General features: G+C 65.2%; 23 protein-coding genes, 1 other RNA gene and 1 pseudogene. 9 read left to right on the forward strand and 16 right to left on the reverse strand.

The genetic code is table 11. The features are described 5' to 3' along the window. Positions 1–19: 19 nt before the first annotated feature. Genes BMZ97_RS18440 through uxuA form a run of 5 tightly spaced genes read right to left on the reverse strand, consistent with a single transcriptional unit; the run spans position 20 to position 5,319 of the window. On the reverse strand, positions 20–859 hold the full coding sequence (locus tag BMZ97_RS18440; RefSeq protein ID WP_092172755.1) for a carbohydrate ABC transporter permease: 840 nt from the start codon (positions 857–859) through the stop codon (positions 20–22). 15 nt (positions 860–874) lie between these two features. Continuing rightward, positions 875–1,804, reverse strand: coding sequence for a carbohydrate ABC transporter permease (locus BMZ97_RS18445; RefSeq protein WP_092172758.1), 930 nt, complete (start codon positions 1,802–1,804; stop codon positions 875–877). A gap of 4 nt (positions 1,805–1,808) precedes the next feature. Beyond that, on the reverse strand, positions 1,809–3,101 hold the full coding sequence (gene eno / locus BMZ97_RS18450) for a phosphopyruvate hydratase (RefSeq protein WP_092172761.1): 1,293 nt from the start codon (positions 3,099–3,101) through the stop codon (positions 1,809–1,811). Continuing rightward, entirely contained in the window at positions 3,098–4,120 is a 1,023-nt protein-coding gene (locus BMZ97_RS18455) for a phosphotransferase family protein (RefSeq protein ID WP_244546484.1), read from the reverse strand. The genes eno and BMZ97_RS18455 overlap by 4 nt, the downstream gene beginning before the upstream one ends. Positions 4,121–4,131: 11 nt before the next feature. Beyond that, positions 4,132–5,319, reverse strand: a complete 1,188-nt coding sequence (gene uxuA, locus BMZ97_RS18460) for a mannonate dehydratase (protein WP_092172764.1) — start codon at positions 5,317–5,319, stop codon at positions 4,132–4,134. 209 nt (positions 5,320–5,528) lie between these two features. Here uxuA and BMZ97_RS18465 point away from each other — a divergent pair, with 209 nt between their 5' ends. From BMZ97_RS18465 to BMZ97_RS18475, 3 genes are all read left to right on the forward strand, one after another. After that, positions 5,529–6,314 (forward strand): FadR/GntR family transcriptional regulator, encoded by a 786-nt coding sequence (locus BMZ97_RS18465; protein WP_092172767.1) that lies wholly within the window; start codon positions 5,529–5,531, stop codon positions 6,312–6,314. Between the two features lie 83 nt (positions 6,315–6,397). Beyond that, complete coding sequence (locus BMZ97_RS18470) at positions 6,398–7,492, forward strand: mannonate dehydratase (protein ID WP_092173309.1); 1,095 nt, start codon at positions 6,398–6,400, stop codon at positions 7,490–7,492. Positions 7,493–7,724: 232 nt separating this feature from the next. Continuing rightward, complete coding sequence (locus BMZ97_RS18475; protein WP_092172770.1) at positions 7,725–9,041, forward strand: MFS transporter; 1,317 nt, start codon at positions 7,725–7,727, stop codon at positions 9,039–9,041. Positions 9,042–9,172: 131 nt separating this feature from the next. Here the strand turns inward: BMZ97_RS18475 and BMZ97_RS31595 are convergent. After that, positions 9,173–9,277: pseudogene (locus BMZ97_RS31595) on the reverse strand (5-deoxy-glucuronate isomerase); the annotation flags it as partial. An 80-nt stretch (positions 9,278–9,357) separates the two neighbouring features. Then, positions 9,358–9,693 (reverse strand): TIM barrel protein, encoded by a 336-nt coding sequence (locus tag BMZ97_RS18485; RefSeq protein ID WP_244546485.1) that lies wholly within the window; start codon positions 9,691–9,693, stop codon positions 9,358–9,360. 1,109 nt (positions 9,694–10,802) lie between these two features. Between BMZ97_RS18485 and BMZ97_RS18495 the strand changes: the two genes are divergently transcribed. The 5 genes from BMZ97_RS18495 (at position 10,803) to BMZ97_RS18515 (ending at position 14,600) form a co-directional block, all read left to right on the forward strand. Then, a complete protein-coding gene (locus tag BMZ97_RS18495) occupies positions 10,803–12,122 on the forward strand; it encodes a phosphopantothenoylcysteine decarboxylase domain-containing protein (RefSeq protein WP_092172778.1) in 1,320 nt (439 codons plus the stop codon). Between the two features lie 2 nt (positions 12,123–12,124). Next, positions 12,125–12,631 (forward strand): dUTP diphosphatase, encoded by a 507-nt coding sequence (gene dut / locus BMZ97_RS18500; RefSeq protein ID WP_092172781.1) that lies wholly within the window; start codon positions 12,125–12,127, stop codon positions 12,629–12,631. Next, a complete protein-coding gene (locus BMZ97_RS18505; RefSeq protein ID WP_092172784.1) occupies positions 12,628–13,080 on the forward strand; it encodes an RrF2 family transcriptional regulator in 453 nt (150 codons plus the stop codon). The genes dut and BMZ97_RS18505 overlap by 4 nt, the downstream gene beginning before the upstream one ends. Before the next feature lie 84 nt (positions 13,081–13,164). Continuing rightward, a complete protein-coding gene (gene cysK, locus BMZ97_RS18510) occupies positions 13,165–14,151 on the forward strand; it encodes a cysteine synthase A (protein WP_092172787.1) in 987 nt (328 codons plus the stop codon). After that, positions 14,148–14,600, forward strand: coding sequence for a GNAT family N-acetyltransferase (locus BMZ97_RS18515; RefSeq protein WP_092172790.1), 453 nt, complete (start codon positions 14,148–14,150; stop codon positions 14,598–14,600). The genes cysK and BMZ97_RS18515 overlap by 4 nt, the downstream gene beginning before the upstream one ends. A 15-nt stretch (positions 14,601–14,615) precedes the next feature. Here the strand turns inward: BMZ97_RS18515 and BMZ97_RS18520 are convergent, their stop codons facing one another. The 4 genes from BMZ97_RS18520 to BMZ97_RS18535 form a co-directional block, all read right to left on the reverse strand. Continuing rightward, positions 14,616–15,497 (reverse strand): VOC family protein, encoded by an 882-nt coding sequence (locus BMZ97_RS18520; RefSeq protein WP_175525614.1) that lies wholly within the window; start codon positions 15,495–15,497, stop codon positions 14,616–14,618. A gap of 124 nt (positions 15,498–15,621) precedes the next feature. Then, positions 15,622–16,863 carry an NAD(P)/FAD-dependent oxidoreductase gene (locus tag BMZ97_RS18525; protein WP_092172796.1) on the reverse strand — a complete coding sequence of 414 codons (1,242 nt, stop codon included), beginning with the start codon at positions 16,861–16,863 and terminating at the stop codon, positions 15,622–15,624. 5 nt (positions 16,864–16,868) lie between these two features. Then, the gene (locus BMZ97_RS18530) at positions 16,869–17,918 is read right to left on the reverse strand and encodes a YihY/virulence factor BrkB family protein (protein WP_092172799.1); all 1,050 of its coding nucleotides are present in this window, start codon (positions 17,916–17,918) and stop codon (positions 16,869–16,871) included. Between the two features lie 36 nt (positions 17,919–17,954). Further along, positions 17,955–19,460, reverse strand: a complete 1,506-nt coding sequence (locus tag BMZ97_RS18535) for a metallophosphoesterase family protein (protein WP_244546486.1) — start codon at positions 19,458–19,460, stop codon at positions 17,955–17,957. Between the two features lie 184 nt (positions 19,461–19,644). On the opposite strand from BMZ97_RS18535, the gene BMZ97_RS18540 reads away from it, so the two are divergent. Beyond that, on the forward strand, positions 19,645–20,343 hold the full coding sequence (locus BMZ97_RS18540) for an outer membrane protein (protein ID WP_175525615.1): 699 nt from the start codon (positions 19,645–19,647) through the stop codon (positions 20,341–20,343). Between the two features lie 22 nt (positions 20,344–20,365). On the opposite strand, the gene recR is transcribed toward BMZ97_RS18540, so the two are convergent. The 5 genes from recR to BMZ97_RS18565 form a co-directional block, all read right to left on the reverse strand. Continuing rightward, entirely contained in the window at positions 20,366–20,971 is a 606-nt protein-coding gene (gene recR, locus BMZ97_RS18545) for a recombination mediator RecR (RefSeq protein ID WP_092172808.1), read from the reverse strand. Positions 20,972–20,984: 13 nt separating this feature from the next. Then, positions 20,985–21,305 (reverse strand): YbaB/EbfC family nucleoid-associated protein, encoded by a 321-nt coding sequence (locus BMZ97_RS18550; RefSeq protein ID WP_092172811.1) that lies wholly within the window; start codon positions 21,303–21,305, stop codon positions 20,985–20,987. Between the two features lie 52 nt (positions 21,306–21,357). Further along, positions 21,358–23,217, reverse strand: coding sequence for a DNA polymerase III subunit gamma/tau (locus BMZ97_RS18555; RefSeq protein WP_092172814.1), 1,860 nt, complete (start codon positions 23,215–23,217; stop codon positions 21,358–21,360). A 136-nt stretch (positions 23,218–23,353) separates the two neighbouring features. Continuing rightward, positions 23,354–23,450: signal recognition particle sRNA small type (gene ffs, locus BMZ97_RS18560), an RNA gene on the reverse strand. 76 nt (positions 23,451–23,526) lie between these two features. Further along, complete coding sequence (locus BMZ97_RS18565; protein WP_092172817.1) at positions 23,527–24,093, reverse strand: Chromate resistance protein ChrB; 567 nt, start codon at positions 24,091–24,093, stop codon at positions 23,527–23,529. Positions 24,094–24,205: the final 112 nt, after the last annotated feature.

The raw sequence follows: 24,205 nt of genomic DNA on the forward strand, positions 1-24,205 counted from the left end.
ATTGATGTGCTGCCCTGGCTCAGCCCTTGACGCTGCCGGCAGACAGGCCTTCGACGATATGGCGCTGGGCAACGACGTAGATGATGAAGATCGGGACGATGGCGATGACGGAGCTCGCCATCAGTTGGCCCCAGATGAACGTATCGCCCATCGTCAGACCGGTGAGGCCCGCCGTGAACGTCTTGGTGTTGGGCGAGTAGACGAAGACGAGCGCGTAGAGGAACTCGTTCCAGGCATGCGTGAACGCAAATAGCGCTACGACCGCGACACCCGGAGCCGCCACGGGAATGATGACCTTGAGCAGAATTTGCGTACGGGTTGCGCCGTCGATTTGCGCAGCTTCGTCAAGATCGCGCGGGATGGTCCGGAAATAACCGATAAGCATCCAGGTGCAGAACGGGACGGTGAACGTCAGGTAGGCGAGGACGAGACCGAAGCGCGTGTCGATCAGCCCGAGGTTCTGCAGCACGATGAACAGCGGGATGAACATCAGGGATGGCGGTAGCAGATAGGCGGTGACGATCGCGCGTGACACGAGCGATCTGCCTTTGAATTGCATCCGGGCGATCGGATAGGCGGCCAGCGCTCCGACGATGGCCGAGATCGCGGTGACCCCGATCGCCACAACGAAACTGTTCAGCACGAACCGCGGAAACTCGGACTCCAGCGCGGTCCAGTAGTTTGACAGGGTCGGCGCTTTAGGCACGAAAGTTGGCGGCAGTGCGTAGATCTCGCGCGACGTCTTGAGCGACGTGACGATGATCCAATAGATTGGCCCCAGGGCCCAGAACAGCGCCAGACAGAGGCCGCCATAGGTCGCTATCCGCCGGGCGACCGCCGCACTCTTGCCTTCAACCATGGTGGGCACTCCTTCTCAGCGCGCCTGCGATTGCAGCATTCGCCGCGTCAAGAGAACGATCAGCACGAGGAACACCGGCATCACGGACACCAGCACGGCAGAGCCGAGGCCGAGTTTGCTTTGTGTGACGCCGTATTCGTAGGCGAGCGTCGGCAGGATATGCGTGCGCATCGCCGGGCCGCCGCCGGTCAAGATGAAAACCATGTGGAACGAGTTGAAGGTCCAGATCGCCGACAGCATGACGGTCACCGAGATCACTTCGCGCATCTGCGGCAACGTCACGGACCAGAACCGCCGGAAAACCGACGCGCCGTCGATCGCTGCAGCCTCGTTGAGCTCAGACGGAATGGCGGTCAGCGCAGCCAGGAACATCATGGTGAAGAACGGCAGCCCATGCCAAACCATCGCAAGACCGATGCTGACCATGGCCAGTTGCGGATCCGACAACCAGTAGACCTGCTGATCGACTAGGCCGAGCGCCATCAGGATGGCGCTGAGCACGCCGGCTTGCTCGTCGAATATCCATTTCCAGCTCAGGCCGGCGATGAGACCGGGAACCGCCCATGGCAGAAAGACAAGCGACCGCATCAGGCCGCGTAGGGGCATCGGTTGCGACAGCAGGACCGCGCTCGCCAGCCCAAGCACCAGCTTGATCGATACGACGCAGACGGTCAGAACGAGAGAGTTCCATGCCGCGACCGCAAAATGCGGATCGCTCACGAGACTGATGAAGTTGGCGAGGCCGACAAACTCGCCCGGCTTAGCTACCGCCTTGTTCGTGAAGGCCGTGGCGACGCCGTCGGCGAAGGGAAAGGCAATCAATGCCGCGAAGATCGCGGCGGCCGGAGCCAGAAAGATATAAGCCGCGATCCAGTCGCGCTGTTTCGGATCGCCGCTCGCGGACGTCGCGTTCGCAGCCGCCGGGAGGTGTGAGCCGGTCGCCATCGCTTCACCCCTGCTTCGGTGACAGCGCCAAGGCCTGCTGCCCCGCGAATCGTGCGGCTGGGCCAATCGCCTCCTCGATGCGCAGGATCTCGTTCCATTTCGCCATGCGCTCGGAACGGGTCGTCGAGCCAACCTTGAACTGCCCGGCATTCCAGCCGACCGCGAGGTGAGCGATCGTCACGTCCTCGCTTTCTCCCGACCGCGCAGAGACGATCGCTCCCAGCCCAAGCTGCTGCGCAGCCCGCAAGGCCGCCAGAGTCTTGCTGACAGTGCCGGCCTGGTTCGGCTTGATCAGGACCGTCGTTGCCAGTTTCTCGCGCGCGGCTTCCTCGACGCGGGCCGGGTCCGTCACCAGAAGATCGTCGCCGACGATCTGAACGCGGTGCCCAACCGCAGCGGTGAAGGCCTTGAAGCCCTGCTTGTCGTCCTCGGCGAACGGATCCTCGATCGACAGAATCGGGTATTTGTCGACCCACCGCAGCAGCATCTCGCCCAACTCGTCGCGGTCGAGTTCCCGCTGCTCGAGGCCGAGAACATAGCGGCCATCCCTGCCGAACTCCGAGGCGGCGACGTCGAGCGCCATGCTCACCTCGTCGCCGGGGGTGTAGCCCGCACGCTCGATCGCGCGCAGCAGCAGGTCCAGCGCCTCCTCGTTCGTGTCGAAAGCCGGCCACCAGCCGCCCTCGTCGGCGACACCCTGCCTGCGCCCCGCTTCGGCCAGAAGCTTGCCGGCCGCAACGTGGACGTTGACCGTGCGCTCCATGACTTCGCCGAAATCGCGCGCAGTCGGACACATCACGAGGAAATCCTGGATGTCGACGCGACGGCCGGCATGCGCGCCGCCGCCGAGGATCTGAATCTCGGGCAGCGGGATCGTCACAGGTGCGCCTTGAGCGAGATAGGTCCAGAGCGGCTGCCGTGCAGCCGCCGCGGCCGCCTGAAGGACGGCCATGGAAACGGCGATGACGGCATTGCCGCCGAGCCGCGCTAACTGCGGCGAGCCGTCGAGTGCCACGAGCGCGTCATCGACGGCTTGCTGGTCCCGCACGTCCATGCCCGAGAGCGCCTTCGCGATCTCACCGTTCACATTGGCGACCGCGCGGGTCACGTCGTAGCCGCCGAGACGGTCGCCGCCGTCGCGCAGCTCGATCGCCTCGCCCGAACCGGTCGAGGCTCCGGCCGGTGCGATGGCGCGACCGACGATGCCCCCCGAGAGCTCGACATCCGCCTCCACCGTCGGGCGCCCTCTCGAGTCCCAAACGCGGCGGCCGACAATGCGTGCGATCGAATGGGTCATGGGGCTATCCCGTCATTCCGGAGCGCCGTCATCCAGGCGTTGCGGATCATCGAAAGATCGCGCGGCGGCGACATGATCAGGGGAATGGCGAAAGCTCTGACGAACGCCTTGAGCCTATCGTCTTCGACGTATTCGACAGGTGAGCGCCCGTAGATGCGCGCCAGCAGCAATGCCGGCAGGAGCGCCGCCGCCCGCGCTTCGAGCGCGGCGGCATCCTCCCATGTGACGCCGGCCAGATAGGCCGCGGCGAGCGCGTCGTAGCTCGCCGCATACGCCGCCGCGTATGCGGGCGCCCACAAGCACTTCAGCAGGAGGTGGTTGAGGCAGAAGGCGAAGTCGAACACCGGATCGCCGAACCATGCGCATTCGGCGTCAAGGAACACGGGCCCCTTGGGGCCGACCAGAATGTTCTTCGGCGAAATATCGCCATGTACCAAGACCGCGTGGCGCCCGAGCACGCCGGCGCCGAGCACGCGCAGCGGATCGCCGATCTGGGGGTGCTTCGTCGCCGTATATTCGAGATAGGGTTCGATGCGCAGGGCGCGAAACACCGAATCTTCATTGAACTGCGGAGCGATGTCGATCCGCCTCGCGGTGCTCGCGTGAATCGTCGCGAGCGAGGTCCCTACAGCGCAGGCGAAGTCGGCATCGACGCGCCCGCTCCTCAATTCGTTCTTCCAGACCGGGTAGCTGTCCGGAGGCAGGAATTCCATGGCGAAGAAGCCGCGCTTCGGATCGTGAGCCAGAATGGCGGGCACGCAATCCGGCAGAATGCCTGCGACGAAGCGCAGCCAGGCGACTTCACTCGCGTTGCGGGCAACCGGCGCGCGCCAGTCCGCGGTGACGCGGAGTTTCGCGAGGGCGCGCTTGACGACGAATGGCGCTTTCGCCCCCTGCACGAGCCAGATATCGGAGGCGACGCCTCCGGTCAGTGGCCGACAGTCGATCGTGCCATCCGCAGGGACGAGGCCCGCTTGCCTCAATCCGGCGACCGTCTCTTCGTCGATCTGCATATCCATGCGAGGCGACCTCAGGCGCCGGCTGACAGCGCCGCGGCGCCGTGCATCACGCCGCGGATCTCGGCGAGGCCCTTCAATCGGCCGATCAGCGAGTAGCCCGGATTGATCCGCTCCTTGCCGATGTCGTCGGCCAGAAGATGCCCGTGATCCGGGCGCATCGGAATGCGCCAGTCAGCGCGCCCCTCGGCAATCCGGCGCTCCTGTTCGCGCATCAACGCGATGATCACAGCCGGCATGTTCGTCGAGCCGCCGAGATGGTCGGCCTCGCAGAAAGAACCGTCGGACTCGCGCGCGACATTGCGCAGATGCGCAAAGTGAATCCTCGGCCCGAATTCCTTGACGCAGGCGACGAGGTCGTTATCGGCGCGGGCCCCCAGCGACCCCGTGCAGAAGGTCAGCCCGTTCGCTGCGCTCGGAACAGCGGCAAGGATGTACCGCAGGTCGCTCGCCGCGGAGACGATGCGCGGCAGGCCGTACAGGGAGAACGGCGGGTCGTCCGGATGAATGCACAGCCGGCTGCCGACCTCTTCCGCCACAGGCACGACCTCGCGCAGGAAGGCCACGAGCGACGAGCGCAGATCGTCCGGCGTAACCCCTTCATACTCCTTGAGCGCGTCGAGAAAGCCGGGGCGGTCGAAGGAGCGCTCGCGCGCGACCAGGCCGGCAATGAGGTTGCGCTCGATCCGGCCGATCTTGGCCGCATCCATCGCACGGAACCGCTCTTCCGCGGCACGGATCTGCGCAGGCGCGTAGCTGTCCTCGCCCCGGGGGCGCTTGAGGACGAACAGATCATAGGCCGCGAAATCGAGCGCATCGTACCGTAGCGCGTACCCACCCGAAGGCAGGCGATACATGAGGTCGGTGCGCGTCCAGTCCAGCACCGGCATGAAATTGTAGCAGATCAGGTGGACGCCGCAGCGCGCCAGCGCGCGGATCGAATCTTTGTACCAGCCGACATAGCGATCGCGCTCGGCATTCCGGATCTTGATCGCGTTGTGGACCGGAATGCTCTCCACGACCGACCAGGCGAGGCCGGCGCGCTCGATCGTCTGCTTACGCTCGGAGATTGCCGCCTCCGGCCAGGCCGAGCCGTCGTAGATCTCATGCAGCGCGGTCACGATTCCGGTGGCGCCGGCCTGTCGAATATGGTCGAGCGGCACGGGATCGTCCGGCCCATACCACCGAAAGCACTCCTCCATGGGCCTCATCGTTTTCGCTCACCGCCAATTATTTGTTGGGCCAACTCTCCCTATCTATTGAGCAAAATCTGGAAAGAGGGCAAGTGAGAAAATAACCCCCCGCCGGGGCCTGCATAATATATTGAAATTAAAAGACAAATTGCCTTAGGATGTGTAGGCCTCTTGACGGGGCGACATCTCTGGTCCAACAATTATGAAGAAGGAACGCTATGACGAACGAGACTCTCAGCGCGGAAACGACCCTGGAACCGTCCGCCCCCGGACGCGTGTCCGCCGTCGATCGGCTCGTCGAGCTCATCCGCGATTTCATCGCCCAACGCGGGCTGAAGGTCGGCGACGCCCTTCCGACCGAGCGCGAGCTGGGGGAGGCTTACCAGGCTGGCCGCAATACGGTGCGGGAGGCGCTTCAGGTGCTGAAGGCCTATGGGATCGTTGAGGCCCGCCCCAAGGTCGGCGCCGTCATCAGCGGGGGGCACGGCGACGCCATCCGCAAGATGTTCTCGTTCCACGGCGCCATATCGCCGGACTCCTTCAAGGACGTTCAGGGTTTTCGCCGCATCGTCGAGATCGGGATCGCGGATGCCGTGATGCGGCGCGCGACAGCCCAGGATTTCGCGGCGCTCGCGCAGAAGAATCTGAGCATGCTTGAAGCCGCTACCATCGAAGAACGGGCGCGGCGCGACTACGAATTCCACGAAGCCATCGTCGAATTAGCGGGCAACCGGACGATGCTCGGCGTCTACCACATGCTGCGCCCGGTGATCGAAGAGGTCATGCATCTCGGCAAATCGAGCCCGCCTGCTCAAGAGCAGTCCTACGAAGCCCATCTGGAGCTCATCGACGCTCTGCGGAAGCAGGACAGGATCACTTACGCGTATCTGATGAGCCGGCACCTCGAATACGCCCTGCGGTTCGTTACTGGCGACGAGGCGGCCGGTCCCGGGTTGGATGAAGGCCACACATCCTTCGACGATGGTCGCCCACGGCGGGGATGAGGGCGGCTCCATCACTGGCGTCTGCAACTTCGAGAGGGGGCGCCGGATCGGTCGATGATCGCTCGGTGAAGGTGAACAGGCAGATGAAGATCGGGCTCGGTCTCTACCGCGAGCAATTGACGCCGGACAATTTCGCGTTCGCCTCCCAGGCCGGGGCGACGCATATCGTGGCGCATCTGACGAATTATTTCAGCGGTCGCGACCCGCAAATCGTCAGCGGCGACCCCGGCGCCGGCTGGGGAGACTGCTCATCCGACGCATTGTGGACCTACGAGGATTTTGCCGCATTGATCGCTGATGTTCGCGCAGCTGGCCTCGAACTCGCGGCGATCGAAAACCTCTCTCCTCGGTTTTGGGCGGATGTCCTGCTCGACGGACCGGAGCGCCCGCGGCAGATGGAGGGCCTGAAGCGGCTGGTGCGCGACGCCGGCCGCGCAGGTGTGCCTTGCATCGGGTACAACTTCTCCATTGCCGGCGTCTTCGGCTGGACGCGCGGCCCCTACGCACGGGGCGGCGCACATTCCGTCGCTTTCGGGATCGAGCCTGTCGATCCCGACATGCCCCTCCCCGACGGGCTCGTGTGGAATATGCGGTATCGGCCCGCTGTCGACGGCGCAGCGCCAGTCACCGTTTCGAACGAGCAATTATGGGACCGGCTCGAACGCTTCCTGCGCGAAATCGTCCCCGTGGCAGAGGAAGCCGGCGTCGTCCTCGCGGCTCACCCGGACGATCCGCCGGCTGATCGCCTGCGGGGAACGGCGCGCCTCGTCAATCGCCCGGAGAAATACGATCGGCTCATGGGCATCGTCGACTCGCCCGCCAACGGGCTCGAGCTGTGCCTCGGCACGTTGCAGGAAATGCCCGGCGGCGACATCTACGAGCATGTCAGGCGGTTCGCGCGATCCGGACGGATAGGCTACATCCACTTCCGCAATGTGAAGGGCAAGTTCCCACGCTACATCGAAGCCTTCGTCGATGAGGGGGACATCGACATGGCGGAGATCGTTCGCATTCTGCGCGACGAAAACTACACTGGTGTACTTATTCCCGACCACACTCCCGATATGAGATGCGCGGCGCCGTGGCATGCCGGGATGGCGTTCGCGCTGGGCTACATGCGTGGCCTCGTCAAGAATGCCGACGGACTCGGGTTGTCACGATCGGCAAGCGGCGGGTGATTTGTCCCAGCTCAGGTAGCTCGCCCGGTATTGGGGAGATCAACTCAGTGCAGCGTCGGCCAACAATAGCCTCAACTGTTCGAGGGGAGACGGCCTTCGACAAGGCGAGCCGCGAGAACAATGTCGAACATGATCCTGGTCGGCGAGCCGACCACTGCGCCCCTCACCGAGACTGGGATCATATGAGCAGGTTCCACGACCGGACAGAATCGAAAGAGGAGTGCCGACAGATATGACGACGACAGACGCTTCCACGCTTGCAGCCGCCGCCGGCAAGGCGAATCTCGGCAAGGCCGTGATGGCCGCGACGGTAGGCACGGTGATCGAGTGGTATGACTACGCACTCTACGGCGCCGCCTCGGGCGTAATCATCAACAAGCTGTTCTTTCCCAACCTGTCGCCGACAGCCGGCGTGCTCGCGGCCTTCGCGACCTTCGCGGTCGGCTATTTCGCGCGCCCTGTCGGCGGCATCGTTATCTCACATATCGGCGACACATTCGGCCGCAAGCCGGCGCTGATCCTGACAATCACCTTGATGGGCCTTGCGACCGTGCTGATGGGTCTGCTGCCCACTTACGAAAGCATCGGTCTCGCGGCGCCGGTCCTGCTCGTGCTCATGCGCCTTATCCAGGGCTTCGGCGCGGGCGCGGAGCTCGCCGGCGCCATTGTCCTCGTCGCCGAATATGCGCCGCCGAGCAAGCGCGCGTTCTACACCGGGCTGCCCAACGCCGCGACGCTCGTCGGCATCATGCTTGCTACACTCTCCTTCCTGGTGATCTCCTATTTGCCTGAGGAGGTGCTGCTTGGCTGGGCTTGGCGAGTGCCATTCCTGATCTCTGGCGCGCTGTTCCTGGTCGCGTTTTATATTCGCAAGCATCTCGACGAGACGCCCGAATATGTTGCGGCGATGGCCCGTGCTGAGGCTCGGCGCCACGAGCAGCGCGCGCCGCTTGGCGAGCTCTTTCGCAACAGCCCGCGCGAGGTTCTGTTCGGCTTTCTCAGCGTCACCGGCCACAATGCGAACGCTTATATCCTCAGCGCCTTCTCGCTGAGCTACATGATCAATACAGTCGGCATGTCACGCACTGAGGGTCTGGTCGCTGTCACTATCGGCTCGCTGTTCGGCATCGTTGGCGTTCCGGTCCTGGGCGCGCTGGCTGATCGCATCGGCAGTGCCAAAGTCTATGCCGGCGGCGCGTTGTTCATGATGTTCTTCGCCTATCCGCTATTCTGGATGTTCGACAAGCATAGCGTGCTCTGGTCTACGGTAGGCATTGCTCTGGGCTATGGCATCGGCTTCGGAGCTATGGCAGGAGCGCAGGGGGCCTTCCTCACGAATCTGTTCCCGACGCGCTATCGCTTCTCGGGCCTTGCAATGTCACGCGAGCTCAACGGCGTGCTCGTCGCGGGACCTACACCGCTCATTGCAGCGTCACTGGTCGCCGCAGCGGACGGAAAGCCAACCCTAGTCGCGGGCTATCTTATGGCCTGCTGCGCCCTGACAATTCTGGCGGTCCTGCTGATCAAGCATCGCTCAGTCCACGACTGAGCCCGGATCGGGTCTAGCGAGCTCGGCCAAATCGGTACGGGCTCGCTCGATTCCAGCGATTTCCAGGATCGGTTCCCTGCCGCTTCGGCGTCGGTAGGTGGCCCCCCAGCCGACCTAACCGTAGCTCGCAAATGCACGGCGAAGCCGACATGGCCCCAGTCCGCGCTTTCGGGAGTGATCTCGTGGATGCGCCCTTCGGCATCGGGTCGCGACGGTTTGACGAGCAGCTTCGACATGATGTGCGTCCCCGGGCCTTAGGCGAGCCCGGCCTCCTTCAGGCCCGGCTTGAGATGGGCGACGCCCTTCCTGGCATAGGTCAGGGGATCCGCCTTTTCGGGGCCCTGCTCGGCCACGACCCAGCCCGAATAGCCCGGCAAAGCGCAAATACCGCCGGGTAGTCCACCATGCCGTCGCCCGGAACCGTATAGACGCCGAGTTCCTTGCCCTTGCCAAGCACCGCGTCGAGCAAGCTCCAGCCTTCCACACCGGCCTGCGCCATGACCGGCTTGCGCACGTCCTTGGCATGGACATGGCTGATACGCTCACGACAGCGCGCCGCGAGGGCCACCGGGTCGGCGCCGCCCCAGGTCGCATGACCGGTGTCGAGCAGCAGATGCACGGCCTCGCCCGTCGCGCCTATCTCTCGCGGCATGATCCCGGCCAGGTCTGCTTCGCGATATTCGACCGGCGCCCTGCTGACTTCGGCATTGGGCGGACGCGGCCGCTAGCAGCGATGCTCAGTGACATCGCGAGGACGCTCGATCGCTACGGCAAGTCGATCGCCCCCGGCGTTTGATCGACGGGCCTAATTTCTGCCCGTGAAGTGTCGAACCCCACCCAGCCCGCTGCGTGCGGACCCATTCCGCTCGTTCGACACGCCTCCGGTTCGTGACTTGCAACGCGCTGCCTTACGGACGGCGCTCACTGGTCGATACGGCCATCTCGCGCATCAAGAGGATCAACGGCGGCAAGCTGAATTCGAGAACCTTCGGCGCCCAACAGAACGAAGTCGCCATTCACATCGCCATCGCCAACCGCAACATGCTCATTGCCAGACCGCAGTCCGAGCGCGTCCGCTGATACCCCTGCAAAGTCAGAAAAGCACTTGATTGCCTCGGTGCACCAGGGCCATCGAGAACGCCTTCTCGAAGCTCAAGGCGTTCCTGCGCAAGGCGGCGGAACGAACCGTAGACGGCCTCTGGAACAGAAACAGCGAGGCGTTGTCACGTTAACTTCCGGCGGGCGCAAAGTGGTGCACTGGCCTGGAGACCCGCTCAGGCAGCGACGCCGGCGACGGCTTTCCAGTGTCCCATGGCGTCCAGACGATGCAGACGGGTGGAGAAGGCGAAGCGGCGGGACCGGGGCGACTGGACACTGCTCGATCCGGTGAAGGCAAAGGCCCCCTTGTACCAGGAGGCGACCTAGTTGTTTGATCCCGAGCTTTGATGGTGCAATCTCGACACAGGAATCGAGGGATGCGCTATGGGCCAGGTTCTGCATGGGAGCGCCACGACGACTGAGACGGTCCGTCGAGCGATACAGCATAGTCACGCGAGCCTGAGAGGGGCAGGGGGGAGGAGTAGGCCCCTGGACCAGTCGGGTGCCAGCCTCACAGCGAAGCAACGGTGAGGTCACTGTCAAACCGTCCGACGGCCGGCCCCTCACCCTGCCCGAGATTGGCAGCTAGAATGGCCCAAGTCGAAACATCCGACTTGGGTTGGAGAGGGTTCCCCGCGCCCCCATGACATCCTGGCTTTTTCGATGCTAGGTGAAGGGCATCCCGGCTCAGGAACTCCGCCCTTGTCCGCATCCCGCTCCGTTCTCCTGATCATCGGCGGCGGCATCGCCGCCTATAAATGCCTGGAGCTGATCCGGCGCTTGAAGGATCACGGCATCGCCTCGCGCTGCATCCTGACCAAGGCGGGCGAGGCGTTCGTCACGCCGCTCTCCGTCTCGTCGCTGGCCGGCGAGCGCTGCTTCACCGATCTGTTCTCGCTGACCGACGAGGCCGATATCGGCCATATCGCGCTGTCGCGCTCGACCGACCTCATCGTCGTCGCGCCCGCCACTGCCGATCTCATCGCCAAGATGGCGACGGGGCTCGCCAATGACCTAGCCTCGACCGCGCTGCTCGCCACCGACAAGCGCATCCTGATCGCGCCTGCGATGAATCCCAGGATGTGGGAGCATCCGGCGACACGGCGCAACATGGCGCAGCTCGAAAAGGACGGCGTGCTCGTCGTCGGGCCCAATTCCGGCGCCATGGCCGAGCGCGGCGAGAGCGGGCCGGGCCGCATGGCCGAACCGCTTGAGATCCTGGCCGCGATCGAGCGCGCTCTGGCCGGCGATATGGTGGCACAGCCGCGCGCGATCGGCTTCCTCGGCCGCACGCCGGGAGGCGCGGCAATCGCGCAGAAGCCGCTCGCCGGGAAGCATGTGCTCGTCACCTCGGGGCCGACACATGAGCCGATCGACCCGGTGCGCTACATCGCCAACCGCTCCTCGGGCAAGCAAGGCCATGCGATAGCAGCCGCAGCCGCAGCCGCTGGCGCCAGCGTGACGCTGGTCTCCGGCCCCGTCGGCCTGCCCGACCCCGCCGGCGTCACCACGATCCATGTCGAATCCGCTCGCGAGATGCTGGCGGCGACCGAGGCGGCGCTACCCGCCGACATCGCAGTCTTCGCGGCCGCCGTCGCCGATTGGCGCGTCGCGGACGCCGCACCGGAGAAGATGAAGAAGGGCGCTGGCGGGGCGCCGGCCCTGGCGCTGGTCGAGAACCCCGACATCCTGGCGACAGTCGCTCACCGCAAGACCGGCCGGCCGGCGCTCGTCGTCGGCTTCGCGGCGGAGACGGAAAACGTCATCGACTATGCCCGCGCCAAGCTCGCCAAGAAGGGCTGCGATCTGATCGTCGCCAATGATGTCGGCGGCACCGGCGTGATGGGCGGCGATTCCAACACCGTCCATCTCGTCACCCGCGACGGCGTTGAGACCTGGCCGACCCTGGCGAAGGAGGAGGTCGCGAGCCGCCTGATCGCACATCTGGCCGGGCTGACGGGCGTCTCGAAAGCGGGAGCCTAGGCATGGTCACGATCCCCGTACGCCGCGTCGGGCATGGCGCCGGGCTGCCGCTGCCAGCCTATGAAAGCGCGGGCGCCGCAGGGCTCGACCTGCGCGCGGCGCTGGCAGAGGAGGGCACGCTCGTCATGGCTCCCGGCGAGCGCATCGCGGTTCCCACCGGCCTTGCCCTGCAGCTGCCTGCCGGTTTCGAGGCGCAGGTGCGCCCGCGCTCGGGATTGGCCTTCCGGCACGGCATCACGGTGCTGAATTCGCCGGGCACGGTCGACAGCGACTATCGCGGCGAGGTCACGGCCATCCTGATCAACCTGGGCCAGGAGCCCTTCACGATCCGTCGCGGCGACCGCATCGCGCAATTGGTGATCGCGCCGGTCACGCAGGCCAATCTCGTCGAGACGACAATCCTGGACGAAACCGCGCGCGGCGCCGGCGGCTTCGGCTCGACGGGCGTTTCGGACGCGCCCAATTCGGATATCTCCAAATCCGACACGGTCAAGGGAGTCGACGCGTGAACCTGCTCTCGCGCCGCAGCCTGCTCGCCATCGCGGCGGTGGTCGATATCGCCTTGCATGCGCGGCCCTCGCCGGTCGCGGCCAAAATGCTGGCGGCGCGGCATGATCTGCCGCCGCGCCATCTCGAGACGCTGCTGCAGGCGCTGGTCCGGGTCGGCATCCTGAAGGGCGTTCGCGGTCCGCGCGGCGGCTATGAGCTGGCGCGCGAGCGCCGCCGGATCACTGCCGGCGAGATCGCGCGCGCGGCGATGCAGGAGGCTGGCGAGGACGGACTCGGGCCCATGCCGCAATCGCGCCTGATCGACCTCGTGGTCGGCCCGCAGGTGGAACGAGCCTCGCAGGCCTTTCTCTCGACATTGGATGGAGTCACCGTCGAGGAGCTGTGCCAGCAGGCGGAGCGGCGCGCGGCCTTTGACGGGGCGGGCGCGACCGCTGATTTCACAATCTAAATTTGTATATATAGCCTATCATCGACATGGACTGTGAATTGAACTAGCGTCGCTATCAATCACGATCATTCCCAGGAGGATCCCATGACCGAGGCAGTGCGCAAGCTCCACCCCGCTCCGAGCAAGGCCCCAGGCCGCGGCAGGGTCTATGAATCGATCACCGACACCATCGGCGACACCCCCTTGGTCAAGCTCAACCGCTTACCGGCCGAGCGCGGCGTCAAGGCGACGATCCTGGCCAAGCTCGAATTCTTCAACCCGATCTCCAGCGTCAAGGACCGCATCGGCGTCAATATGGTCGATGCGCTGGAGGCGTCGGGCGCGTTGAAGCCGGGCGGCACGCTGATCGAGCCGACCTCGGGCAATACCGGCATCGCGCTCGCCTTTGTCGCCGCCGCGCGCGGCTATCGCCTGATCCTGGTGATGCCGGAGACGATGTCGCTGGAGCGCCGCAAGATGCTGGCGCTGCTTGGTGCCGAGCTCGTGCTGACACCCGGTCCCGGCGGCATGCGCGGCGCTGTTGCGCGGGCCGAGGAGCTCAAGGCGGAGATTCCGGGCTCGATCATCCCGCAGCAATTCGAGAACCCGCATAATCCGGAAATCCATCGCAAGACGACCGCCGAGGAAATCTGGAACGACACTGACGGCAAGGTCGACATCTTCATCGCCGGCGTCGGCACGGGCGGCACCATCACCGGCGTCGGCCAGGTGCTCAAGGCGCGCAAGCCCGGCGTGAAGATCATCGCGGTCGAGCCCGAGGATTCGCCGGTGCTGTCGGGCGGCGCGCCCGGCCCACACAAGATCCAGGGCATCGGGGCCGGCTTCGTGCCGGGCATCCTTGACCGCTCGGTGATCGACGAGGTCGTCACCGTCGGCAATCAGACCTCCTTCGAGACGGCGCGCGCCCTTGCCAAGAGCGAGGGCATTCCCGCCGGCATCTCGTCGGGGGCAGCGGTGGCGGCGGCACTCGAAGTTGGTGCGCGGCCGGAGAACGCCGGCAAGACCATCGTCGTGATCATCCCCTCCTTCGCCGAGCGCTATATTTCGAGCGCCTTGTTCGAGGGGCTGTGACACCGGCCAGGATTCAGGTCGTTCGCGTCAGCGCTGCGCTGCCGGACGGTTTCGAGGCCTTGCGACAAGAGGCGGCCGGGGAGGATTACGCCTTCCTCGACCGGCTAGCCGAGGAGGTCGCGCGCGGCGACTATGCCGGCGATGGCGACCTGCCTGTGCTCTTCGCGGCCTTCGCGGAGGGCGAATTGGCGGGGTTGGGCGGCCTCACGCCCGACCCTTACGATCCGGAGCCGGATCTCGCCCGGCTGCGCCATCTCTATGTGCGTCCCGCCCGCCGCCGCCATGGCGTTGGGCGCGCCATCGCGGCGGCCCTGATCCAGCAGGGTTTTGCCGTGGCTGCGCGGCTCTCCCTACGCGCTGCCGATGACCGCGCAGCCGCCTTCTGGGATGCGGAAGGTTTCCGTCGCGATCTCAGCGGCGCAACGCGCACGCATCTGCTGGAGCGCTGAAGCCCGGCCAGCCTGTTAGCGACGCAGCACGAGCCTGTTGCCCCAGGGATCGGCGATCGAGGGTCCCTTGGCATCCTCGCTGCCGCCGGCTGCCAGGATACGCTGGCGCATCGCCTCGAAATCCCCGGCATCGCGAGCGAGCAGCTCGAAAAAGCCGAGCCCCGCCTCGCCCTCGCCGCGCGCGCCGGCGCCCCGGCTGTTCCAGATATTGCCGGCGATGTGGTGGTGATAACCGCCGCTGGAGAGGAAGCTCGCGCCGGGATAGCGCACCATCAGGTCGAAGCCGAGCTTGCCGGCGTAGAACGCCTCGGCCTCAGCCGTATCGCCGACGCGCAGATGGATATGGCCCATGCGCGTGCCGCTCGGCATGCCGGTATAGCGGCCAGCCTGCGCTTCGCTCAGCAGCGCCTGCAGATCGAGCCGCTCGGTCGCCATCTTGATCGCTCCGTCGCGTCGCGGCCAATCGGCGCGCGGGCGATCGCGATAGATCTCGATGCCATTGCCCTCGGGGTCCGAGAGATACAGAGCCTCGCTGACGAGATGGTCGGAGGCGCCTTCGAGCTTGATGCGCGCATTGGCGGCATGGCCGACCCAATCGGCGAGAGCGCCGCGCGAGGGCAGCAGGATGGCGAGGTGGAACAGCCCTGTCGGCGAGGTCGGGGGCTCGGCGCCCTCCTCCAGCCGCACCAGAACCTCGCCATCGACGCCGAGCGTGGCAAGGCCGGGCTCCTGATGGATCAGGGCAAGGCCGATCGCGTCGCGATAGAACGCTGTCAGCTTCGCCAGATCGTGAACCCGCAGCGTAACCGCGCCGATATGGAAGGGCGCATCCAGCGCTTCGAGCCGGACGGGCGAAGCGGATGTGGCGTCCCGGTTGGAATCTTGGACCGCGACCATGGCAGCCTCCGAAAATGAGCCGGCCTTCACTGGCCGTGTGAGCCGGAAGATGGCGATCTTCGCCCGCCTTGTCGCCCCTGGCGGTGGCAAGCTCATGATTGCAGCCGCGCAATCGCGGGCGGGCTCAGGGCTTGGTCGGGTCGCGCCGGTCAATCGCGAAATGCTGGAACCATGGCGCTTCCACCCCGCCGATGAGCGAGGCGAGCAGGCGCGAGGCGACGAAGCTGAAGGTGATGCCGTTGCCGCCATAGCCATAGGCTGCGAGCATGCGCGCCTGCCCGGGCACCCGCCCGATCAATGGCAACCCGTCCGAAGTCTGCCCGAAGGCGCCCGACCAGGCATGGCCAAGCGTCGGTTCGGCCTGCGGCAGGAGAGCCTTGAGTTTGCCGAGCAGCGCTTTCGTCTTCTGCGGCCCCAGCCGCTCGCGCAGCTCGGGGTCCTCGGTCGCTTCATCCTCGCCGCCGAGCACGATGCGGCCATCGGTCGTCGTGCGGCAGTAGATATAGTCCTGCGAAGCCTCCCAGATGAGGGCAGGGCCGGGCCAGAGCGCTGCCGGCGGCTGCGGCAGGGTCGCGATCGCCCAGCTCGATGCGGTTCGGTGCAGGTCGCTCCTCACGCAAGCGGGCATCACATAGCCCGTTGCGAGCACGATATGGCCGGCTTCGACGGTCCGGCCTCCAGCGAGCTTGACGGCGGCAGCTTGCGAGCTGCTCTCGAAAGCAACCGCCTCGTCCCGGATCAGGCGCGCCCCGCGCCCGGCGGCTTGCGCCAGCAAGGCGTGACACAGGCTGAGCGGATCAGCCTCGGCGGAGCCCGGCGAGACGAGCGCGGCCGCCCGGTCGAAGCCGAAGGCACCGAGCAGCGTCGCATGGTCGAGCAGAGCGCCGGGAAGCCCGGCCCGCTCGCGCAGGATATGCTCGTCCCTAAGCTCACGCGGGCCGACTTCGCCGGCCGCGAGATAGACCGTGTCGCGCGGGATGAAGGCCGCACCGAGTTCCAGCCGCGCGACCAGCTCGCCGAGGCCTGCTACGGCGCGGAAGCTGCGGCGATAAACATCGGCGGCGCGGTCGAAACCGTAAAGCTCCGCCAGCCGGCGCAGCGGCAGGTCGATCTCCCACTGCAGCATGGCGGTACTGGCAGCCGTGCTGCCGAAACCCTCACGCTCGCGATCGATCACGACGACCCTGTGGCCGAAGGCGGTGAGATGCTCCGCCACCATCGCGCCGGTGATGCCCCCGCCGACGATCGCGACATCGCACTGGATATCTACCTCCAGCTCTTCACTGGCTGGGCGTGCCGGGCCAGAAAGCCATGGGCCGCGACCGCTGCGCAGATCGCCCTGGCGAGTGGTGTCGGGATCGAGCATCCGCCTCAATCCGCCGTCGGTTCGCCGACCGAATCGGCCATGGTCGCGCCGCGCTGGCCGAGCGGCTTGGGGTTGCCAATGGTGGTGTCGTGGGCGGTCTGGTGTTCGAGCTCGGCGTTGAATTCGGCCCCAGCGAGCACGATCACCGCCGAAAGCCAGAGCCAGGTCATGAACACCACGACGGTCGCAAGCGACCCATAGGTCGCAGTGTAGTTGCCGAGCGTTCCGACATACCAGGAAAAGGCCCAGGACGCGGCGGCCCAGAGCAAGGCCGCGCCGACCGCTCCGGGCATCACCCAGGCGAAGCGCGCCGCGCGCCGGCTTGGGCCGATCCAGTAGAGGCAGGCGATGGAGAGCATCGCGACGATGAGGAAGAACGGCCAGCGCACTAGCCGCAACAGCCGTTCCAATTCATGGGCGAAGGGGAATAGCGCGGTCACGACAGGCACGGAGGCGATGACGATCAGCGCCGCGGCCAGCAGCACCACGCCGCTGATCGTCGTCATCAGCGACAGGGCATTGAGCTTGAGGAAGCTGCGCTTCTCGCGCTCGCGATAGATGATGTTGAGTGCATCGAAAATCGCCTTCACAGCGGCGTTCGCGCTCCAGAAGGCGACGAGAACGCTGATCAGGACGGTGAGCGAAAGGGCCGAGGCGCTCTGCCCGGCAAGCCGCATGGCCTGCTCATGGATCAGGTCGCGCGCGGCCTGGGGGAAGACGAGGGTGAGGCCGTCGAGCTGCTCGGCGATGGTCGAGGGATCGGTGAAGGAGCGGTAGATCGTCACCAGGAGCGAGAGCGCCGGCACCAGCGAGAGCAAGGTGTAGAAGGCGACTGCGCCGGCAAGCGAGGCCAGCCGATTGTCGGCGACATTGCTGGAAAAGCGCAGCAGCACGTCCTTCCAGCCGAGCCAGGTCATCTCCAGCGGGGAGGAGGCTGCGCGCCCGCGTGCGGCTTCCCGCGCGGTGCGTGCAACGCGCCGTGACACCGCGCCATAGGCATAGCCCAGAGCAACGGCTGCGCTGGCCAACCCGGCAATGCGTTTCAGGAAGGCCATTGGCTGATCAGGTCAGGTCGGGGGTGAAATGACACCTTAAGACGATCCCATGCAAACATTCACCGTCAGGCCATGACCTTTGAACGGGCGGTCAGCGGATCCATGCTGACCATACCCAACATTCCACGAGTTGGGCCATCGAACGCTTTCAATTCCTGTTGCTGCGGCAGCCTTGAGCGATGTCCATGCGGTTTCCCGATGTGCGCGATAGAGAATACCTCCAGGCCCCATCTCTGGATAAAACGCGACATGGAAATCGAAATCGTGGTTGGCAGGCAGATCGGGCCCGAACCAATATGAGGGGCTCCGTCCCGGCTGCTTTCCGACGATGAGCGTAAGGGTCTGGTTCGGGCCGCGCAAACCAAGCCAGATAGGGGCAATCGCCTCGGGGGAATGGGCTGTGAACAGCGTCTGCTCTGGAGCCCAAGGCTCTAACGCCGTTCTCCCGGTGACATGAAGCTCGATACTATGTCCGGTACCCATCAATCCGGCAAAGAGCGCGTCAGATTTGCCGACGCCGAGACGTCGCCATTCAGCAGGCGTACCGATAGATTTCGGCGGCCATTGCAGCTGTTCTCGCACAACACCGCCCGTGTCCAGAACTTGATATCTTAGCCCATTCTCATCAAGCGCTGCCTGAATACAGTGAAGATACTCGACGCCTTCCGGCATCCTGTGCGCAGTGCCAGCTCCTGCCGTACATATCTGAAGCACGCCGTGGTGCACCTGAACATCGTAAGCGAGAATATGGCTGCATAGATAAGCAAAGACGCCGGCATCTACCAAAATGTTCCAGAACGTCTCGGCATACTCATGCCCTATCTCGCGTTGATAGGTTCCGGAAAACCCGTTCACTGGAAACACCGGATGGTGACCGAGCACGATTTTATATTTTGCGTCGGCGTGCTGCTTGAGAACGGCTTCCAGCCATTCGGTTTCAACATGCCCTTCGCCGCCGAGGCCAGACCAAAGAGTGTGGACGAAGACCATCAATAAATCGCCGCGGCGGACCCAATAGGACAGGCCTTTTTGATCCTTTGGACCATTATCAGGAAGCTGGAGGACCTCCCTGAAAATATCCTCGCTCATCCTGTCATAGGCCGTGTGATTACCTGTCGTGTGCCACATCGGCGTTTTCTGGCGATCGAGCCAGGCCATTTCTACGTCGAAAAAGTGTTTCCACTGATCGCGCAAAGCAGTCGGATCAGGGATTAAACCAATAATTTCATCGCCTGGAAATAGTATAAACTCAGGGTAAGGACTTAAACGATTTACGACAGCGTTCACTTCCGCAAAAGTTCGTTCATGTAATGCACCTGGAACGCCGGAACACGAATCTCCATACATTACAAATTGGTGACCGCCCGGCTTTGGAAGAAGCGCTTTAATCGGCTCATCTGTCATTGCTAGAGTCTCTATTTCGCTTGGGAATTTCATCGGCCGCATTTTTTTGACAGCGGGATCATGAGCGATCCAGCGCTGGCTTCGGCCTTCGGCGCTCAATGCAATGACGACAGCGTGGCTGCAACCATGCAGCGCCACGCTTGTTCCGTGTCAGCGCCGACGTAGCAGCTTAGGCGATTGTTAACCTTAACGCTTTCTTCTGTTCAAGGACCGGCGCGCGTGACGAAGGCGCGGAATGGCTCGGACGCTCCGGAAGGGCCGCGCTGCAAGGCGCGGCGCCTGGGCCTTGAGTCCCAGATGTCGTTTGAGAGTTGAGATCGTGATGACAACGCCGCTGAGAACTGCGCTGGCCGCCCTGCTGATCCTGACCGGCAGCGCCGCCGCCATGGCTGCCGATCTGTCTTCGGGCAAGCAACTGCCGCCCGCGCCGGCCTTGCCGAGCTTCTACTCCTGGACCGGCTTCTATCTTGGCGCGCAGGGCGGCTATTCCTGGGGTTCGGACAAGATCAGGCAGCTCTCCACCACCGGGCTGGGTTATGCCGGCGCCTTCCGTGATACGCCCGGAAGCGCGCTCGGCGGCGGGCAGGCCGGCCTGAATGTTCAGTTCGACTCGATCGTGCTCGGCCTCGAAGGCGATCTCGAAGCCTTGCAGGAGCGTGGCGGCTTCAGTCTCGGACGCAGCCAGCGCGACTGGCAGGCCTCGCTGCGCGCCCGCATCGGCTACGCTTTCGACACCGTGATGATCTACGGCACGGGCGGCGCGGCCTTCACCGAATTCAATCTCAGATCCTACGATCCCATCTCCGGCCTCGGCGGGAGCACGCAGGTTTCCAGGGCCGGCTGGACGCTCGGCGGCGGCGTGAACTATGCCTTGACCAGCAACCTGATCCTGGGCGCGGAATACCGCTACACCGATTACGGCAAGTTCGACCCCACTGCCCGGAACTCCGCGCTGGGCCTCGCCAGCGAGCAGGAGGCGAAGACCCATACCGTGCGGGCGAGCCTCGCCTACAAGTTCTGAGCAGGCATCGTCCGGGCGTGCCCTAGAAACCCGTACGCTGCCTAATCGCTGCGGCGAGCGTGCCGTCGTCGAGATAGTCGAGCTCGCCGCCCACCGGCACGCCATGGGCGAGCTTGGTCACCTTGACCGGCAGATGGGCCAGAAGGTCGGTGACGAAATGCGCCGTGGTCTGGCCGTCGACCGTGGCGTTGAGCGCCAGGATGATTTCCTTGACCGCCGGGTCGGAGGCGCGCGCCACCAGCGCATCGAGCGTCAGATGCTCGGGCCTGACGCCGTCCAGCGCCGACAGAATCCCGCCCAGCACGTGATAACGCCCCTGGACCGCGCCCGAGCGCTCCAGCGCCCAGAGATCGGCGATATCGGCGACCACCACGATCTGCCCATCGTCGCGGCGCGGGTCGCGGCAGAGCGAGCAGGGGTCGCTGGTGTCGATATTGCCGCAGCTCGAGCAGACGACGATGCGCTCGCGGGCGACCGCCATGGCTTCCGAGAGCGGGCCGAGCAATTGCTCGCGCTTCTTGACGAGGTGCAGCGCCGCGCGCCGGGCCGAACGCGGCCCCAGCCCCGGCAATTTGGCCAGGAGCTGGATCAGGCGCTCGATCTCGGGGCCGGCGATGGCGCGGGACATGCGAGGCTGAACCTCAGAACAGCTTCATGCCGGGCGGGATCGGCAGGCCCTTGGTGATCTCGGCCATGCGCTCCTGCATCACCCGCTCGGAGCGGCTGCGCGCATCGCTGCAGGCGGCGACGATCAGGTCTTCCAGGATCTCGCGCTCATCGGCGAGCATCAAAGCGGGGTCGATCTTCACAGCCTTGACCGCGCCCTTGGCCGTCATGGTGACGCTCACCATTCCGCCGCCGGCTGCGCCCTCGACTTCGATCGTGTCGAGCTCGGCCTGAACATCGGCCATCTTCTGCTGCATCTGCTGCGCCTGCTTCATCAGGCCCATCATGTCGCGCATGGTCGCTTCTCCCGTAGTCCCTGACTGCCTCTGGAAACCGGATATTGGAAAATCAGAAATCGATGCCGTCGAAATCCGGCTCGCTATCGTCGAAGAGCGGCTCGGCCTCGGGCAGATAATCATCCTCGGAGGACGCCGCGGCAGGCGTCTCGGAGGCCGCGGCGCGCGGATCGCGGACATCGACGATGCGCGCGCCCGGAAAGCGCTCGAGCACCGCCCTGACCGCCGGATGCGAGGCCGCGTCGCTCTCGCGCCGGTCCTTCTCGGCCTCGGCCTGCTCGCGCAGGGTCGCGCCGCCCTCGGCGGTGACGACCGCCACCATCCAGGTCTGGCCGGTCCATTCCTTGAGCTTGCGAGAGAGGTCGGTGGCAAGCGTGCGCGATGCGCCCGAGGTCACCGAGAACTCGATTCGGCCCGGCTCGAAGCGCACCGGGCGGACATCGCGCTCCAGCGCGATCTTGAGCGTGATGTCGCGATGCTGCGAGGCGAGCGCCACGACATCCTCCAGCGAAGCCACCTGCACCAGCGGCTGGGCCATGGCGCGCGGGGCGGCCACGGGAGCCGGCATCGGGTTGGCGCTGGCGAGCACCGGCCGCGCGGCGAGCGCCGTGTTGCCGCCGCCCGAGGGCGGGCGTGGCGCGGAGGAGGGCGCGCCATTGCCGCCGGACATCGCCCCGGAGCCGTCGCGCAGCATCCGCAGGGCCTCGTCCGGCGTTGGCAGATCAGCGGCATGGGCGAGGCGCACCAGCACCATCTCGGCCGCCATCACCGGCCTGTCGGCCTGCTTCACCTCGGTGATGCCCTTGAGCAGCAATTGCCAGGTCCGGGCCAGCACGCGGATCGACAGGCGCTGGGCGAAATCGCCGCCGCGCAGGCGCTCGGCCTGGTTCAGCGTGTTGTCCTTCAGCGCCTCGGGCACGAGCTTGAGGCGCGTCACCAGATGGGTGAATTCGGCGAGATCGGTCAGCACCACGACGGGATCGGCGCCAGCGTCATACTGCGCCCGAAGTTCGCCGAGCGCGGCGGCGATGTCGCCCTTCATCACCACCTCGAACAGGTCGATGATGCGAGCCCGGTCGGCGAGGCCGAGCATGGAGCGGACATCGTCGAGCATGATCTGGCCCGCCGCATGGGCGATGGCCTGATCGAGGATCGAGAGCGAATCGCGCACCGAGCCCTCGGCCGCGCGCGCGATGGCCGCCAGCGCCTCGTCATCGGCATCGACGCCCTCGGCCTTGCAGATGCCGGAGAGGTGCGACACCAGCAGGCTCGCATCGACACGGCGCAGGTCGAAGCGCTGGCAGCGCGACAGCACCGTCACCGGAACCTTGCGGATCTCGGTCGTCGCGAAGATGAAGCGCGCATGCGGCGGCGGCTCCTCCAGCGTCTTCAGGAAGGCGTTGAACGCACCGGCCGAGAGCATGTGCACCTCGTCGATGATGTAGACCTTGTAGCGGGCCGAGACCGGCGCGTAGCGCACTGCGTCGTTGATCTGGCGGACATTGTCGACGCCGTTATTGGAGGCGGCGTCGATCTCCATCACATCGATATGCCGGCCCTCGATGATGTCCTTGCAGTGGATGCCGAAACGGGTGAGGTCGGTCGTCGGCGCGCCACCGCCATCCTCGGTCTGATAGTTCAATGCGCGCGCCAGGATGCGGGCGGTCGTGGTCTTGCCGACGCCGCGCACGCCGGTCAGCATCCAGGCCTGGGGAATGCGGCCGGCGCTGAAGGCGTTGGTGAGCGTGCGCACCATCGCGTCCTGGCCGATCAGGTCGCCGAAATGGGCGGGGCGGTATTTGCGGGCCAGCACGCGGTAAGGCGTCGGCGCGGCCGGGGCGGGCGCAGGCGCCGGTTCGAAGCCGGCAAAGCCAGGTTCGTCTGTGGAGGCGGCGTCGGTCTCGTCGGTCATCAGACTGCTTTCGCCAATCGCGAGGCGACGGTCAACGCTTAGTGACGGTCAAGGCCTGGTCTTGTCGCGGATGGCCTGAAGGGCGTCGCACATGTCGCAACCACGCCGCCAGGCCGCATGCCGATCGTATGCATGAGGTGGGAGGCTGGACGAAGACCCGTTCGGTCTCGTTAGGGCTGCTTCCTTCCGGACCTGACCCGGTTGGCGAGTGAGACGTCCCTCGCCAACCTCCCGGGCGCTATATCGGGGATGTCGCGCCCGAGCGCAAGCCCGCCTGTCGCTGTTCCCGGCTCAAGCCGACTTCCTGGTTCAAGTCGACCTGGGCGGCTCGGAGGGCCGGTTCTCCTCCTGCGCCGCGAAGACGTTATGGGCGTAGGCGTCGAGGATGGCCTCGGAGCGGGCGAGGCGCTCGGTCGCCTCGGCGGCGCGCGGGGCCTTGTAGAAGTCGAGCCTGCGGATCTTCTCGATCCAGTTCTTGAACTTCATCAGGTCCTGCTCGTTCTCCTCGAGCTCGGCGAAGGTGAAATGCGAGACTCGGGTCTCCTCAGCGATCTCCGCCTCGAAGGCCACGCATTTCTCGACGAACTCCTTGTACTCATCGTCGCGGTCGGCATTGAAGCGCCCGATGATCTTCTCCTGCTGCTTCTGGTCGAGCCCGACCGTCGCCAGCAGCAGTGCCTCGCCCTCGGCCTCGGCAATCTCATTCTCGACCACCTTCAGACGCCGCAGATGATCGTCCGTCTTCGGCAACAGGCAGACGCCGCCCTGCAGATAGACCGCACCCATGCCCTTGAGCTTGCGCCAGACCGAGACGCGCTTGCGGGCCGGCTCGGTTGGGATCTTATAGGTCAGCAACAGCCACTCCAGCGACGCCATGGAACCTCTTGAATGTTACGGCTGTTACATTTACAAGCGATCAAGTTGACCGCCGGGCGAGAGCCATTGTGACAGGCTTTCCACCCCTCGGCCAGCCGCCCCTGTAAGCAAG

This window comes from Allobosea sp. OK403, from assembly GCF_900113835.1.
In the GTDB taxonomy this organism is placed as follows: Bacteria; Pseudomonadota; Alphaproteobacteria; order Rhizobiales; family Beijerinckiaceae; genus Allobosea.